Consider the following 16,580-nt stretch of genomic DNA (forward strand, 5'->3'; position numbering starts at 1 on the left):
CCTTTAAAGTTTTTAACCGACCAAGCGACTTATAAACAGTTTGTTGCAAATTGACTTATGTATTATTTAAAACGCTTGTTCGAGTTTTATCTGGATGCCAGTATCCATACGGCATTGGCGGTTTTTGCGTTGATCGAGGTTACCGGTGTTTTTTTTGGAATTACCAGAGACCATAACTTTTCCTTTTTGGTGTTTTTTGGCACTATAGTTTGCTACAATTTCGTTAAATATGGAGTAGAGGCCAAGAAGTATATTCTGGTGTCCAGTACCTACCATAGGTATATACAATTCGTTAGCTTTATTGCCGGCGCCTTTGCGTTATACCATGCGTTTTACATTACGCTTAGTGCTTGGGTGGGTATTGTTTTCTTGTCATTATTGACTGGGTTGTACGCTGTTCCCATGCTCCCCCGTGCAAAGAATCTTAGGAGCTTGGGCGGATTTAAGATATTCATTGTAGCCTTGGTGTGGGCGGGATCAACGGTGTTGCTACCAGTGATGTCTGCAGATAAGCCTATTCGTTGGGATGTAATTATTGAAGGAATTCAACGGTTTATAATGGTGCTGGTCTTAATGGTGCCTTTTGAGATTAGAGACTTAAAGTACGATGATTTGCGGCTTAATACCTTGCCACAACGCTTTGGTTTTATAAATTCTAAATTATTAGGTGCCTTTGGTTCCTTGCTATTTTTTATGTGCACTTTTTTAAAGGATGACATCACTTATTTGGATGTCATTAGTAAGGGGTTTTTGTTTCTTATTTTATGGCTAATGATCTATAGGACAAAGAAGATTCAATCCAAATATTTTTCTTCATTTTGGGTAGAAGCAATTCCAATTTTTTGGTGGGGATCCGTATTGGTAATCGGGCATTTCTTATCTACTTTCGCTTAGGGCTTTTTTTAACCTTTCCTTTTCTTCCAGCGGAAGCGTCCTTAGGTTGGCCTGGTCGCAAAGTGAGGTGAGCTTAGTGTTCTTTTTTATGAATGTTTTGCAGGTGCGACACATTAATAAATGAATCCTAATCCGTATTTTTTCAAATAGTGTGGCTTCCTTGTACTGTATTTTGGTACATATAATTTCAGCCTCCTTGCAATTCCTCATATTTTGAACCAATTAGTGTTTAAGCAATCCATTAGTGCGGTCCTTGCTCTGTGAAGGATTACCCATAAATTAGACGGATTTATATTTAGCTCCTTACACACCTCTTCGGTGCTTAAGCCGTTTATGGTTTTTAAGGTAAAGGCCAAAGCCTGTTTCTTGGGGAGTTTGCTGATACATTCATAGATTGCCATTCCCAATTCCTCATTTTCTATTTCGCTGTTCTCTAAAAGACTTACAGGATCTGCAACCTGTTGCTCCAAAAAATTGCCGTCGGTCTCCGTATCCCTGTTTTGGGAAATACGGATCATAGATTTTGCTTTCTTTGAGTTTATCTTGCGATAGTGGTCAATTACTTTGCGTTTTAAAATAGAGATCAGCCAAGTGCGCTCAGCGGCCTCCCCTTTAAAATTTTTAGCCGACTTTAATCCTGCGAAAAAAGTTTCCTGAACTAAGTCCTTGGCTATTTCCGCATCGTTTACCCGGGTTACCGCATAATTGAATAGATAGTCGGAATAACTATCTACCCAAGTGTCTGGATTTAATAATTGCTTCGTCATATTTTTTGTACATTCAAAGTAAGTGATTTTTTTTTGACTTGGATTGCTTATTTTTGAAACAAATTTACTTGTTATGAGATTCGTATTTGTTTGGTTAATAGTAGTTGGCCTGTTCACAGGCTGTGTACAAGAAGTAAAAGGCGATTTACCCATAAGCCAATTTAACCAAGAGTTGCTTGATGAAAATGCAGTTCTTATAGATGTTAGAACCCCTGAGGAATTTAGTGCTGGACACTTGGATAATTCCATAAACATAAATTGGTTGGCTTCCGATTTTGCAGATAAGTTTAAGGGTATAGATAGAGATAAAATCATTTATGTATACTGCAAAGTAGGCGGTCGTAGTACCAAAGCACAAGAAAAGTTACAGGCTATGGGGTATTCTAAAGTGGTTAATCTCTCTGGAGGCTATGATACCTGGAAGGCAAAAGAATAAAAAATCCATGTGCTAGGTGAGGGATATTCTCATTGGACACATGGAGCTTTAGTAGTTGATAGCCCCTTTTGTCTTGAAATTTTGGGCATATTATAAGTTTGGATCTTTTTGATCCGTATTGTTCTTTTGTGAAATTTTCACGATACCGTTTTCAAGGTTGCTGTTCTCTTTATTGCTGAATAGGCTATTTTGCTAAAAGTCCTGCTCTTTCCAATAGCGGTTCCAGTTTAGGTTCGCTGCCCCTAAATCTCTTATAGAGTTCCATAGGATTTTCTGTCCCGCCTTTGGAGAGGATGTTATCCTTAAATTTATTGGCGATTTCCGTATTGAAAATTCCGTTCTCCTTAAAATAGGCAAAAGCATCTGCATCCAATACTTCTGCCCATTTATAGCTGTAATAGCCAGAAGAATATCCTCCTTGAAAAATATGAGAAAATGAAGTGCTCATACAGGTTTCCGAAACGTCTGGAAAAAGGTCTGTATCTTTAAATGCTTTTAATTCTTGAGCTTTCACATCGGTAATCCCAGTGGGATCTGCTGCATGCCAAGACATATCTAGCATGCCAAAACTCAATTGTCGCATGGTAGCCATCCCTTCTTGGAAGGTGGCCGATTCCTTTATCTTTGTCACGTATTCCATGGGTATAGTTTCCCCGGTTTTATAGTGGGTGGCAAAAAGTTCTAAAGCTTCTTTTTCGTAGCACCAGTTTTCTAAGATCTGGCTCGGTAATTCTACAAAGTCCCAGTATACAGAGGTTCCTGAAAGTCCAGGGTAGATCGTATTGGCTAGCATCCCGTGTAAAGCGTGCCCAAATTCATGGAACAAAGTGGTTACCTCGTTAAAGGTAAGTAGCGACGGCTTTGAGGCTGTGGGTTTGGTGAAATTACAGACATTGGAGATATGTGGGCGTACATTTTTTCCATGGTGTATGTATTGGGATTTATAGGAGGTCATCCATGCGCCTCCCCTTTTCCCTGGTCTAGGGTGAAAGTCGGCATAAAATAGGGATACCATAGTATTATCCCCATCGTAGATGCGGTAGGTTTTTACATCTGGGTGATACTTTTCAACATCAAAAACTTCTTCAAATTGCAGTCCGAATAATTTTTCGGCAACCTTAAAGACTCCTGCAATAACATTTTCCAATTTAAAAAAGGGCTTTAGCTTTTCATCGTCCAAATCAAAAAGTTTTTGTTTCAATTTTTCGGAATAATAGGCGCTGTCCCATTTTTCCAATCGGTCTATATTGTCCAGTTCCTTGGCAAAATCCTCCAATTGTAAAAATTCCCGTTTGGCGGCTGGCTTGGCCATGGTTTGCAATTCATCGAGGAATTCGGCTACTTTTTCAGGAGTTTCGGCCATGCGCTCCTCCAAAACATAATGGGCATGAGATTTATATCCCAGTAACACCGCCCTTTCATACCTGAGTCTGGTTATGTTGAGGATATTCTCCTGATTGTCCAATTCATTCTTATGGAATCCCTTGCTGCCAAAAGCTAAGGAAAGTTCCTTTCGCAAATTCCTATTGGAGGCATATTTCATGAAAGGGATATAGCTTGGGTAATCTAAAGTGATTACCCATCCGGTTTTATCTTTGGTTTTTGCCAAATGTGCCGCGGCCTCCTTTTCTCCGTCAGGGAGTCCATCCAAGTCGGACTCCTTAGTGAGGTGCATTTCGTATTTGTTGGTCTCCGCCAAAACATTTTCGCCAAACTGCAATTTCAGTCTGGAGAGTTCCGTATCGATCTCCCGTAAACGTTTCTTTTTGTCTTCTGGTAAATTGGCGCCGTTCCTACTAAAACCCTTGTATTTTTTGTCCAATAAGGTGTGCTCTTCAGGAGTGAGCTCTAGTTGGTCCTTTTGGTTGTAGACTGCTTTTACCTTTTTAAATAGGTCTTGGTTAAGGGTGATGTCATTGCTGAATTCTGATAGTAATGGTGATATTTCCTGAGCTATTTTCTGAATTTCGGCATTGGTTTCCGCCGAATTGAGATTAAAAAACACACTGGTGACGCGGTCCAATTGTTGTCCTGAAAAGTCGAGAGCAGCAATGGTATTCTCAAAGGTAAGTTGCTCTGTGGATTCGGCAATGGCATCGATTTCTTTTCTGGCATCTTCTATGGCCTGTAAAATTGCAGGCTTAAAGTGCTCGTTCCTTATTTTGGAAAATGGTGCCGTATCAAATGGGGATAATAAAGGATTGATCATAGGATGAAAAATTTCTTTTTTTGTTGAACTTGTAAAATAATGGGCGTTGTTATTAGCCTCCTAATGCAATTACATAGGCAACTATTTTGATTTCAATGGTCAGTATATGGGTGGTTGTTCGTAGGTAGGAACTGCCAGCTACCCATGGTCAATTCCTTAATTTTTTACTAGTGTACGCAGCAACCCAGTTGCTTGGTTGCGATTACTTTTCTCCGCGAACCAATTTAGCACCTTCAATCACCTTTAGCTTTAGGCCTTCCTTGTATAAGATAATCTTGTCCAATATGCATTTGTCAGAACTCCCGATGATTTGAGCTGCCAATATCCCTGCATTTTTGGCGCCATTAAGAGCAACTGTGGCAACCGGCACTCCTCCTGGCATTTGCAGGATTGAGAGTACGGAATCCCAGCCGTCAATAGAATTACTGCTCTTTACAGGTACGCCAATTACAGGTAAAGGCGACATAGAAGCCACCATTCCGGGTAAATGGGCTGCGCCACCAGCACCAGCTATGATTACAGAATACCCTTTTATATGGGCGTTTTTACTAAATTCGAATAATTTTTCCGGGGTGCGATGTGCAGAAACAATGTCCACATCAACCTCAATGTCAAACCCCCTTAATATATCAATGGCTTCCTGCATTACAGGGAGGTCACTGGTACTTCCCATAACTACTGCTACTTTACTCATAATATTGAAGATTGCTTATTTGCCGATACTTATTGGCTGATCACTTTAATTGTATTTTTCACTAGTTCCGCTATCTGCCTAGCCTTGTCTATATCGTTGTTAACGATGGAGACATGCCCCATTTTCCGAAAAGGTCTAGTTTGTTTTTTTCCATAGATATGGGGGGTAACTCCGTCTAACCTAAGAATTTCCTCCATGTTTTGGTACACTACATTGCCGGTATGCCCTTCAGCTCCTACCAAATTTACCATAATGCCTGCTAGCTTGCTTTCTGTATTGCCTAGGGGTAGGTTTAGAATAGCGCGAATATGTTGTTCAAACTGATTGGTATAACTAGCTTCAATACTGTAATGGCCGCTGTTGTGTGGTCTTGGGGCAACTTCGTTTACTAAGATCTGATCGTCTTGGGTCTGGAACATTTCTACCGCCAAAATACCCACATGTTCCATTTTGTCCGAGACCTTTAGCGCTATTTCAATAGCTTTTTTGGCTACTGAATCTGAGATGCGTGCTGGACATATAACGTATTCTACCTGATTGGCCTCTGGGTGGAATTCCATTTCTACTACGGGATAGGTCCTTACTTCGCCATTGGCGCTTCGGGCAACTATAACAGCAAGTTCATTTTTAAAGGGCACTAATACTTCCGTGATACATTCACCGGAAGGTAGGTCCTTCAAATCTTCCATCTTACGGACCACCTTTACTCCCTGACCGTCATAGCCAAATTGTGCTGCCTTCCAAATAAATGGAAATTTTACTCCCCCGTTATCTATGCTGTCCTCTATCTCGCTTTTGTATGCAAAACGTTGAAAATCGGCCGTGGGAATATTATTGTCCACATAGAATAATTTTTGTTTTGCTTTATTCTGGATAATGCGCAGGGTGCGGGTAGGGGGATATACTTTTAATCCCTCTTCCTCTAATTTTATCAGAGCACTTAAGTTTACATTTTCAATTTCAATGGTGAGGACATCTACCTTTTTTCCAAGGTTGTAGACCGCATCGTAGTCCATTAAATCTCCTTCGATAAATTCGTCGCAGGCAATTCTGGATGGAGCATCGGGAGATGGATCCATTACCTTGGTGTGGATATCAAATTTTCGGGTCTCATACAACATCATCTTGCCCAACTGTCCGCCACCAAGAATTCCCAATTTAAAATCAGAAGAAAAATAGTTCATTAGAAATGTTTCGCTAGTAATTATTTATGAAAGATGGTATTTTAGGCACAAAAATACAGTTAAATCTTAGAAACTAGACGCGGACGGGCAAAAAAGAGAAATCAAAGTGGTATATTTGGCATCTTAAATTTGTTATAAAATCAATAGCATTGATAAAGCTTCACGATAAATATTTTAAGCCTTTTATAAGCGAGGGCGAAATTCTGTCCGCAATTAAAAAGGTGGCAGATGCCATAGCAGAGGACTATAAAGGGGAAGTTCCCATTTTTGTAGGGGTCCTTAATGGGTCTTTTATGTTCGTGTCCGACTTTCTTAAAGCATATCAACACCCATGTGAGGTCTCATTTGTAAAATTAAGTTCGTATCAGGGGCTTACCTCAACAGGGATCGTGGAAACTTTATTGGATGTCCCTGAAAATATAGAGGGACGTAGTGTTATTATTTTGGAAGATATTATCGATACTGGTAGAACGGTTAAAAAATTGATCGATATATTTTCCGCTACCAACGTAAAGGAATTTAAGATCGCTACCATGTTTTACAAATCGGAAGTCTATAATGGAGAGTACGATATTGACTATTTTGGAATGAAGATCGAGGATAGGTTTATTGTTGGTTATGGATTGGATTATAACGAATTAGGAAGAAATTTAAAAGAAGTATATCAACTTAACCAAAAACACATGATCAACCTCGTTTTGTTTGGAAAACCCGGTGCTGGAAAGGGTACGCAGGCCTCATTTTTAAAAGAAAAATATAATCTAAAACACATTTCCACAGGGGATGTATTTAGGTACAATATCAAGAATGGAACAGAGCTGGGTACACTAGCGAAACTCTATATAGATAAGGGGGAATTGGTTCCCGATGAGGTTACCATTAAAATGCTGCAGGATGAAGTAGAGAAGAATGCCGAGGCCAGTGGATTTATTTTTGATGGTTTTCCAAGGACTACCGCGCAAGCAAAGGCTTTAGATGATTTCTTGATTTCTAAGCAGATGAAAATTGATGCTACTATCGCCCTAGAGGCAAATGATGAGATCTTGATAAATAGGTTGTTAGAGCGTGGAAAGATCAGTGGTAGGTCCGATGATCAAGATGAAGGTAAGATCCGTAACCGATTTGAGGAATACAATGAAAAAACAGCTCCTTTAAAGGACTATTACGATATTCAAGGAAAATTTCACAGTGTAAACGGAATAGGTTCCATTGAGGATATTACCAGTCGTTTGGCCAAAGTGATCGAAGAACTGCAGGAGGTCTAAACCTAAGGATTAGGTGGACTTTATTAATTAAATAGCGATTAGTTGCACATGAAATCCTACCGTCTAGGGTAGTTGTGCGTGGCTATTGGAGATCTGCCGTAGCATGATATTACGGTTTTTGATAATTGTCGTTAGAATAATAAACAAAATAAATGACTGAGGGAAATTTTGTGGATTATGTAAAAGTGCACCTAGAATCCGGTAAGGGAGGAAAAGGATCTATACACTTGCATAGGGAAAAGTTTATAACCAAAGGAGGTCCCGATGGGGGTGATGGTGGTAGAGGTGGACATATTATCGTTCGTGGTAACAAAAACTTATGGACCTTATTGGGTTTCAAATATACGCGTACCTATAGGGCAGGACATGGTGGGCACGGAAGTAAAAATAGAAGTAGCGGTGCCGATGGAGAGGATGTATATATAGATGTGCCTTTGGGTACGGTTATAAAGGACTCGGAAACACAAGAAGTGCTTTTTGAAATAACCGATGACCAAGAAGAAAAAATTCTATTGGAAGGAGGAATGGGAGGTCGTGGTAATTGGCATTTTAGAACAGCTACCAATCAGACCCCTAGATACGCCCAACCTGGAATTGATGGATTGGAAATAGACCTTATTTTTGAACTAAAGGTTTTGGCCGATGTTGGTCTGGTAGGTTTTCCTAATGCAGGGAAATCCACTTTACTATCCGTACTTACTTCCGCAAAACCTAAAATAGCAGATTACGAATTCACCACCCTTAAACCCAATTTGGGAATTGTGGAATACAGGGATTTTAAAAGTTTTGTTATTGCTGATATTCCCGGTATTATAGAAGGTGCTGCTGAAGGAAAGGGATTGGGTCACTATTTTTTAAGGCATATAGAGCGTAACTCTACTTTGTTATTTTTAATCCCGGCAGATAGTAAGGATATCACCAAGGAATACGAAATTCTTTTGGATGAACTCCGAAGGTACAACCCAGAACTTTTGGATAAAAGCCGATTAGTGGTCATCTCAAAATCGGATATGCTAGACGAGGAACTCATTGCTGAAATGAGGGCAGAGCTAGACAAGGATTTTAAGGATGTTCCCTATATGTTTATTTCCTCCGTAGCCCAATTGGGCTTGGTGGAACTTAAGGATAAGCTCTGGTCCATGTTGAATAATTAAGCGTATGAGGGATTATCTAAGGGATATGGTAGAAGGAAATGAAACACCGAAAAGTCGGTATTTCGGTTTTTTTATTCAAACCCTTATATTGATTTCCATTGTTGCGTTTACTATGGAAACCGTTCCAAGTATTAGCGATGATACCAAAATTATTCTTAGGGGAATCGAAATATTTTGCGTGTTGGTATTTAGCGTGGAGTATCTGCTTCGATTATTTGTGTCCGAACGAAAATTGAAATTTGTATTTAGCTTTTTTGGAATAATTGACCTGTTGGCCATTTTGCCATTTTATTTGGCTTTGGGGCTAGACCTGCGATCTCTAAGAGCGCTCCGTTTTCTCAGGTTATTTAGGATTTTAAAGCTGATGCGGTACAATAGGGCTATAAACCGATTCTCCATCGCTATTAAAACGGCAAAGGAAGAGATTACCTTGTTTCTTTTTGTAACACTGATCCTAATTTATTTATCCGCAGTTGGTATTTACTACTTTGAAAATGAAGTTCAGCCAGAGCATTTTGCCTCAATTTTCGATAGTTTATGGTGGGCCATAATTACCTTGACTACCGTAGGTTACGGGGACGTTTATCCCATTACCTTAGGAGGTAGGATGTTTACCTTTGTCATATTGATGATCGGTCTAGGAATTGTCGCTATTCCCACGGGGATCATCTCCTCCGCTTTAACGAATTCTATAGATAATGAAAAAGGGGAAGAATAATTTTCACTATTTTTATAAAAACATCCCAAATGAAATTCGCCTTACCCCTATTGCTACTTCTATTTATATCCTCTTGCAGTGCTGTGCGTGTTCAGTACGATTACGATAACGAAACAGAATTTTCTGCTTATTCTACTTACAATTATTATCCGGACATGGAAACAGGTCTTAACGATTTGGATAACCGTAGGTTGATGAGGGCCATAGATTCTACTATGAGAGCTAAGGGCTTGTTGTTATCCGAGGAACCGGATTTTTATGTGGCCATTGTGGGGCGGTCTTTTCAGGCGGCAAGAAAGAATACCGTAGGAGTTGGGCTGGGTGGTTCTGGTAGAAATGTAGGGGGCGGACTATCTGTTGGTATCCCAGTTGGTGCAGCAAAAATGGAACGGGAAATTCGATTCGATTTTGTAGATAGCCAAAAAGATGAACTTTTCTGGCAGGCCGTAACCGTTAGTGCATTTAATGATAACAGTACTCCTGAAATTAAAGAAGAAAAACTTAGAGCAATAGTGCAGAAGGCATTTGAAAAATATCCGCCCAAACAACGGAAATAAAGTGGATTATTACAGGGCAATCCCCTTTATAAAATATACAGAAACCCAAAAAGCAGTTCGTTTAAACGAACTGCTTTTTGGGTTTCTGTACTTTAGGTTTAATTACGGCCTTAGTATATCTTTATATCTGTCCTTATAAGCGTACAGCATAACAATATTCAATATTATCAGGACCAATGCGCCACCTATGGATCCCGGCTCTAAAAACGCATGGAACAATATAGCATTAACGGAGATAATCATAAGGATCAGCATCATTAAGGCTGCGTATTTGTTGAGCAGTAGGGAAATCCCAGACAGAATTTCAACTATAGCTATAATGTTTATGGTATTAGTACTCATCAATGCCGAAAAGTAGTTCATGGCAGCCTCCGACATTTCACCCGCTGGCATAAAATGTAAAAATTTATTTGCCCCAAAAACAATGAGAAAGAGACCGAAAACTATTCTTAGACCTATAAAAAATGTCGCATTCATAATTGTTTTATTTTATGTTGGTTATGGTTAATTTAAGAAAAAAATCGTTAACAATCAGATAATCATAAGAGTTTTTTCTATTTCACCTGTATCCGTACACCTTCGCTATGGCTGCTAAATTCGGGTGCATACATACTTTGAATGGTGGTTATGCCATTACTGAAATTGCCTGAATTATTTACCCTGAGGTCATATTCAAATATGTAAACTCCCTTAGGTAAGTAGTCGAAAAAGAAATTAACGCTAGCATCTTTTACGCTCTCATAATAGCCCATTCCATCCTGCCATTTGTACTTGGACAATATATTTATTGGCTCCAATCCAGAGGCTCTCATATCTTTCATATGTACAAATTCCATAGGTCTGTCCGATCGTAATTCTATGCGGATCCGTACTAGGTCACCTACCTTTAATTGTGTGTTCACCTTAACTTCACTAAGTTCCTCCCCGGTAGCCGTATTCTGCTTAAGGAATACTTTCTTTTTTAATTTTAAAGGGGTTTCGGCAGATGTTATTTTATCCAGATCCTCAAAATACTGCCAAGTTAAAGAGCCCCAAGCGCTACCTTCCGATTTTTTGGTGAGCTGTACCTCGGCCATTTCAGAAGTAATCTCAGTTCCGTTCCAAGAAGTTTTGAAATATCCGGTACCTGCTTCTAACGTTACATTTTCAAGTTTTATGGGGTCTATTTTTTCACCGCCAACTAGAATAGCTACGCTTTCGGAAACCGACAACCAATCGCTTCCCTGTAGTAAAAGAGCATAGACAGCGTCTGTGGTAGCCTTGGTAGTTTTCCACTGGCTGGTCTGTTTGTTTTTTAATAGCCACAGCTTTAAAAGGTCTATTTTTTTGGTGTCATTAGTTATTTCCGAGAAAGCCTCAATTAAGAGCGATTGTGTTTCTATAGGCGCTTGGTGCCAATGCCAGGTAGCAGCGTTCTCTTTCCAATACATCCCCATTTCATCATTGGTAATGCTATTTTCCTCTAAAGCCGATATAATTTTTTTGGCGGTCGTTACATTATTGTTTCTAAATAAGACGAGGGATAACAAGCCTTTGGCATATAAACTCTTAGTGGTCCAATATTGCTCTGCCTGTCCCAGATAATATTCCTTGATTTCCGCAACCTTTTCAGACATTTTATAGTCAGGAAAAAAGCTACGCATATATAGGTAATGAATTTGGGTTACGCTTAAATGGTCCTTGTTGATATCTGTAGTGTATTTCTTCATCTTCTCATATTCGGCAATAAATTCTGAATCCAAGTAGGCAACGGCATTCGTGATTATAGGTTGTATCCTTTGATTTTCATTTTGTGTTGTAACTGAGGTATTTCCAACTTTATTGGGGGAAGTAAGTTTGTTGAGATGACCAAGACCAGTAATTATATGTTGGGTGATAAACCTATTTTCTGGTCCTCCGTTAAACCAAGCCCATGCTCCCGAGTTCATTTGGTTCTGTTCTAATTTTTTTAAGGAATTCTGCTGGTCATTTTTCAATTTATTGAGGTCAAAAAGCAGGGCAATGCGCTTCTTTTGCTCGGTTTCAGATTGGGCATCCCTAAGCCAAGGGGTTTCTTGGATCAAAATCGATTTTAATTCCTGGTTTTTTTCCAAATTGCTCAACAAAGCATCGGAATTGGCCCATTGTTTAAATACCTCCTGTATCCTTGGATTGGTATTGGCAATATGGGCGCCCAAGCTATTCGCATAATATCTGGAGAAAATCTGTTCGTTACAATCGTAGGGGTATTCCATTAAATACGGTAGTGCCTGTACTGCGTACCAAGCAGGATTGGAGGTTATTTCCAGACTCAATTGATGCTGCGTTAGAGTAGCGGAGTTGCTATTTTTTAGCTTCTCCAAGGTGAAGTTCTTTGTCTGATTGCCGTTTATCCACATGGGAAGGGTTTCGGTCACCAAAGTGCGATTGCTAAGCACAGGGAGAATGTTTTGTTCTCCATCGCTGTAATCTCCTGCGATGGCCATGATTTTGTATTGTACTGCCTGTAGCCCTTCAGGTATTTTTATGGTCCAAGAAACTTCTGTATTTCCCTTGCCATCTACTTTAAACTCTTTGGTAGACAGGTCTAAGGAGGAGGTGTTTTTGGAGAAAAGTAGCTCCTTCCCTATATCTTTTCCAGTAACGGCATCTACCAATTCCAGTTTTGCCTTTCCAGTCAATAGTTTATCTGTTAGATTGGCAATTTTACTGCTAAATGTAAGTTGGTCCCCTTCGCGTAAGAAACGTGGGGCGTTAGGGATTGCCATCAATTCCTTTTGGGTGACGGTTTCCATGGTGGTGGTGGCGCTTTCAAGCGACTTGGTGTGGGCCAATAACTGTAATTTCCATTTGGTTAATGCCTCTGGAGTGGTAAAGCTAAAAGATACATTTCCATCTTTATCCGTCAGAAGTTGAGGGAAGAAAAATGCAGTTTCCTTCAGGTTTTTCCGAATTTGAATGTCTTCAAATCCGGGTTTATTAGTATCCTTTTCAATTGGTGCTGGTGTATTTCCGGTTGAGTTTTTAGATTCTTGAGTCCTGTATGGCACAGTTACTAGTTCGTCCATGGATTCTGCTTCTTCCCTCATAGCAGCTGGACCATTGCTCTTCATCATCATTCGGTCCCGAAGGTGTAGACCATAACCGAAATGTAATCCAAACCAATTAAAAGAATCGTAGAGCTGGGAATCATAGCTAATGTCATTTCCATAATCAGAATAAGTATTAAAAGAGGTCACACCGTAACTTTTGGAAGCGTTACTGTAAAAGCTGGAATAGTAGTTTCCCTGTTTGTTGGGGTTAAAACTCCAAGCATGTGGTTTAAAGGCATCCAAGGAAGCGTCGTACATACCGGCCATAATTTCAGCGGTTAGTCCGTTGCCCTTCGGTCCCTTTACTTTAAACGACCATGTTTCATCCGATCCAGGTTCAATTTTATTGCGGAAACTCACTGTTTCAATTTGTAGATCCGTATTTGGATAAGGTACGGGGATGGCTATATTGCCATTTTGAAAGGAGTTGAATGCCGAAAAACTATACGTAATGGCAAAACCTCCCAGATCACCCTCGGAAACTGGAATCCTTAAGGTCTTAGAATTGTTGTTGAGCTTAATCTTATGGGTAGCCACAATTTTGCGGTCCTTTTCCAAGAAGAGGGAAACGGTAAGGTCTTTAGCAGCAGAAGCCATGCTAAGCACTACTTGGTCTCCAATGGTGTAGGAAGGTTTATCGGTCTTTATCTGAAAAAGTTGATTGTCCGCTAGGGTCTTATCAGCAGTGCTATACAGAGTAGTATAGGCAATGTCCTTTACTTCCTGACCAAATTTATCCTTTGTGGTAAGCACTATGCGATATTTTCCTGAACTCCATTTTTTGCTGAAAGCCAAACCAATTTCTTTGGATTTACCTGTGTCAAAGGGATATTCCCATACCATTTCCCCATTTTCCCACTGGGAGCTGTCATCATCATTGGCAAAGGCATCATGTGGAAAGAGCTCGTTAAACTTCTCTTGTTCAAATCCATTGTAATCCGGAGCTGCCCATGGTCGCGGTCGTATTACCCTGTTCGGGGCTTTAAGTTTGTACATTTTAAGCACCCCTTCGGTAGGAACAAATTGCCCGTTTAGATTGTGGGTGGTAATGCTAAGTTTGTGATCTTTAGTATTCTTGTTGATGGGGTCTGCGATCTGTATAGTTGCGGTAAGGGCATGGTATCCCACCCTAACGGTTGTTGTGGTGCTTCTAGTTTCACCGTTTAGGTCGGTTACATCAGCAGTAATTTCGTAATTGAAAACAGGCATATTGTCCTTGGAAACCGATAAATCAGGGATGGCCTTAAAATTTATATTGTATTTCCCCTCACCATCCGTAAGGGTAGTGCCATGGGCTATTTCTTGTGGCGTCTCTCTATAATACGGTAAGTGTCGGGAGTACCAAATCGGGAAATTCACAACACGCTTCACCGTATAGCTTACTTGGGCATCGGTAATATTGCTTCCCGCATACCCTACTGCTTTGCCATCTACCTGAATACTGTCGTTCACTCGATAGGAATCCGAAATAGATTCAAAGCTGGTTTCAAATTTTGGGCGTTTGTACTCCTCAACGGAAAAGTACTGTTGACCATTAATATTGTATTCGGTAGAGGAAACCTCCAAGAAGAAATTACCTGTTAGGCCATTAGTGGGGATTATAAATTCCCCTGCAAAAGAACCGTAGTCATTGGACTTAAATTCTTGTGCCGATATTTCTTGATGATTAACGTCTTTTAGTGACACCCGAATTTTTGCCTGAGTCAATATTTCAGAGATATTATCCGTCCTTTTTAGGGCGATTCCCTTAAAATATAAAGTTTGTCCAGGTCTGTAGATGCTTCGATCCGTAAAAAGGAAACAAGGATAAGTTGTAGTAAGTTGATCGGAATCATACTTTTTAGGGACATAGAAGTCTTCAAAAAAAGCTGTTTGGTCTTTATGCGTAACCATGACACTGATATTGTTTTTATAGTCGGAATTTCGGGGAAGCGTCACCTGTCCCATATGGTCCGTGGTCATGGTGTTTGTGACAAAAGGTTTATTGTACCCTGGCCGATAAGTGAAGTGTACCTTGGCCCCTACAGCTGGTGCTCCATTGTTGCGATCTATGACCTGGTAATAATGAAAATCGGTAGCGGTGGACTCTATAAGGGCTAGGTCTGTGGCTTGCAGGGTGCTAAAGGAGAAGGTACTGTCTGTAGTGTTCTTAGGGATTGCCAAAAGGACAAAATAACCATTGGGTAGTTCTGGTAAAAGTATTTCCGTGCCATGGTTTTGGTAATCGCTTTCATTCTTCAACTGGACATCCCACTGTTTTTCAATCGTTAATTTTTTTATGAAGGCCAGTTTTTTTTCCTGAGGATAAAGTTCGTTCAACGTCTTTAGCTCCTTAGTAGTAATTTTATGGGCAGATAGTTGTAAATGGGACAGGTTCTTGTAGTTCACCAGAATTCGGGTAGGTTTATTTATAGGAATATGCCTCTCCGTAGTCAATTGAAGGCTTTTAGCAAGGATTTGTGATTTCAATGCAGAAGATTTTTCCGCGGCCCTACTTTTTGGGAATTGTGTAATTATCGCTTCACAAATTGCCAAGGCTTCTTTTTGTTTCCATCGGGTTTCTATATTGGTTTCTGGGTGGTAAGAGTTGCCAGTTTCGTGAGAAGAAAGTGCAATTTCATAACGGTACAGTTCCCCATTTTCATCTTCTTTGATGGCCTCTGCAGAATTTTGGAGGACCTCTAAATATTGATTGTCCTTATTCGGAAATACTGCATTTTGCTCAATAAATTTTAAGCGGGCGATATCCACGTCCACAAGTGCTTCTAAGGAAGTGTCATTTAAATGAAAATGCACGAGTTCTTGATATAATAAGAGGGCTTTGGATTGCAGTGATGTCTTGTCTCCTGTATTGATATTTTGAAGAGAAAACTGATTAGCATCACATAAAATCTCGGAATCGTCCAATTGAAACTTATCGGCAGGTTGGTCAATATTATTTTCAGAACTGGTATAAAAATCCAGGGCATTGTGTGCTAATAGATCAAACAGACTGGGCCTATATATTTCTGAATTCTTTTGTTTCTCCAGTATCCCGTCAAATTGCTGGATAGCTGTCTTTTGTAACATGGCAGGATTTTCCAAAGAAGCCTCAAAATGAATTCCTATTTCGTAAAACAAAGTAGAAAGGTCCCAGGTCCTAAAATCGGTGCTATCTATTTTGACTTCCGTTTTGCTGCGGTCGTAAAATCGGTACCTATTTTGTTGGAAGTATTGCCAATAGAGGTTGGCCAAATATCCTTCCAAAATATTTTTTACAGGGAAGCTGCTTTTTGCAATTTCGTTCTTGAAATCACTAATTATCGCCAATTGTGCCTCCTCTTCTAAAATTAGGGTGTACTTGGAAGTATACAGTAGCGATTTTATAATTTGAGTGCCATTTTTTTCTTTTTTTGCCTTTGCGGATATGTTGGCCACCAATTCCATTGCGGATTTGGTCATGGTTTCTGTTTCCAGTTTTTGTACCCGTTCCCATAAAACATCAAAGGTGTCAGAAGGTTGTTGTGAGTATGCCATTTGGGCGAAAAGAAATATAGTGAGTAATTTTGTTATGTTTTTCATAGGAAAATAGTGATGAACAAATTTTGGTTTGCTTTTTATGTTCTACCGATTTAAATAGAAGATGGTTTCG

12 protein-coding genes are annotated in these 16,580 nt (G+C 39.8%); 6 read left to right on the top strand and 6 right to left on the bottom strand.

Annotation, left to right across the window (positions count from 1 at the left end; genetic code table 11):
* The first annotated feature begins 57 nt into the window (after positions 1 to 57).
* Complete coding sequence (locus tag KCTC52924_RS09960; RefSeq protein ID WP_251808079.1) at positions 58 to 894, top strand: hypothetical protein; 837 nt, start codon at positions 58 to 60, stop codon at positions 892 to 894.
* Positions 895 to 1,100: 206 nt separating this feature from the next.
* On the opposite strand, the gene KCTC52924_RS09965 is transcribed toward KCTC52924_RS09960, so the two are convergent.
* Complete coding sequence (locus KCTC52924_RS09965; protein ID WP_251808080.1) at positions 1,101 to 1,661, bottom strand: sigma-70 family RNA polymerase sigma factor; 561 nt, start codon at positions 1,659 to 1,661, stop codon at positions 1,101 to 1,103.
* Positions 1,662 to 1,734: 73 nt separating this feature from the next.
* Between KCTC52924_RS09965 and KCTC52924_RS09970 the strand changes: the two genes are divergently transcribed.
* A complete protein-coding gene (locus KCTC52924_RS09970) occupies positions 1,735 to 2,097 on the top strand; it encodes a rhodanese-like domain-containing protein (protein ID WP_251808081.1) in 363 nt (120 codons plus the stop codon).
* Between the two features lie 184 nt (positions 2,098 to 2,281).
* On the opposite strand, the gene KCTC52924_RS09975 is transcribed toward KCTC52924_RS09970, so the two are convergent.
* The 3 genes from KCTC52924_RS09975 to KCTC52924_RS09985 form a co-directional block, all read right to left on the bottom strand.
* Positions 2,282 to 4,306: a M3 family metallopeptidase gene (locus KCTC52924_RS09975; protein WP_251808082.1), complete on the bottom strand. Its 2,025-nt coding sequence runs from the start codon at positions 4,304 to 4,306 to the stop codon at positions 2,282 to 2,284.
* A gap of 202 nt (positions 4,307 to 4,508) precedes the next feature.
* Positions 4,509 to 5,000, bottom strand: a complete 492-nt coding sequence (gene purE / locus KCTC52924_RS09980; protein WP_251808083.1) for a 5-(carboxyamino)imidazole ribonucleotide mutase — start codon at positions 4,998 to 5,000, stop codon at positions 4,509 to 4,511.
* Between the two features lie 29 nt (positions 5,001 to 5,029).
* Positions 5,030 to 6,184: a 5-(carboxyamino)imidazole ribonucleotide synthase gene (locus tag KCTC52924_RS09985; RefSeq protein WP_251808084.1), complete on the bottom strand. Its 1,155-nt coding sequence runs from the start codon at positions 6,182 to 6,184 to the stop codon at positions 5,030 to 5,032.
* A 149-nt stretch (positions 6,185 to 6,333) separates the two neighbouring features.
* Here KCTC52924_RS09985 and KCTC52924_RS09990 point away from each other — a divergent pair, with 149 nt between their 5' ends.
* From KCTC52924_RS09990 to KCTC52924_RS10005, 4 genes are all read left to right on the top strand, one after another.
* Entirely contained in the window at positions 6,334 to 7,449 is a 1,116-nt protein-coding gene (locus KCTC52924_RS09990; RefSeq protein ID WP_251808085.1) for an adenylate kinase, read from the top strand.
* A 152-nt stretch (positions 7,450 to 7,601) separates the two neighbouring features.
* Positions 7,602 to 8,603 (top strand): GTPase ObgE, encoded by a 1,002-nt coding sequence (gene obgE, locus KCTC52924_RS09995; protein WP_251808086.1) that lies wholly within the window; start codon positions 7,602 to 7,604, stop codon positions 8,601 to 8,603.
* Positions 8,604 to 8,607: 4 nt separating this feature from the next.
* Positions 8,608 to 9,321 carry an ion transporter gene (locus tag KCTC52924_RS10000; RefSeq protein WP_251808087.1) on the top strand — a complete coding sequence of 238 codons (714 nt, stop codon included), beginning with the start codon at positions 8,608 to 8,610 and terminating at the stop codon, positions 9,319 to 9,321.
* A gap of 29 nt (positions 9,322 to 9,350) precedes the next feature.
* A complete protein-coding gene (locus tag KCTC52924_RS10005) occupies positions 9,351 to 9,878 on the top strand; it encodes a DUF4136 domain-containing protein (RefSeq protein WP_251808088.1) in 528 nt (175 codons plus the stop codon).
* Positions 9,879 to 9,980: 102 nt separating this feature from the next.
* On the opposite strand, the gene KCTC52924_RS10010 is transcribed toward KCTC52924_RS10005, so the two are convergent.
* Entirely contained in the window at positions 9,981 to 10,355 is a 375-nt protein-coding gene (locus KCTC52924_RS10010) for a DoxX family membrane protein (RefSeq protein ID WP_251808089.1), read from the bottom strand.
* A gap of 77 nt (positions 10,356 to 10,432) precedes the next feature.
* Positions 10,433 to 16,510: an alpha-2-macroglobulin gene (locus tag KCTC52924_RS10015; protein WP_251808090.1), complete on the bottom strand. Its 6,078-nt coding sequence runs from the start codon at positions 16,508 to 16,510 to the stop codon at positions 10,433 to 10,435.
* Positions 16,511 to 16,580 lie beyond the last annotated feature (70 nt).

Origin of the sequence: Arenibacter antarcticus, assembly GCF_041320605.1 — a bacterium.
Taxonomy (GTDB): domain Bacteria; phylum Bacteroidota; class Bacteroidia; order Flavobacteriales; family Flavobacteriaceae; genus Arenibacter; species Arenibacter antarcticus.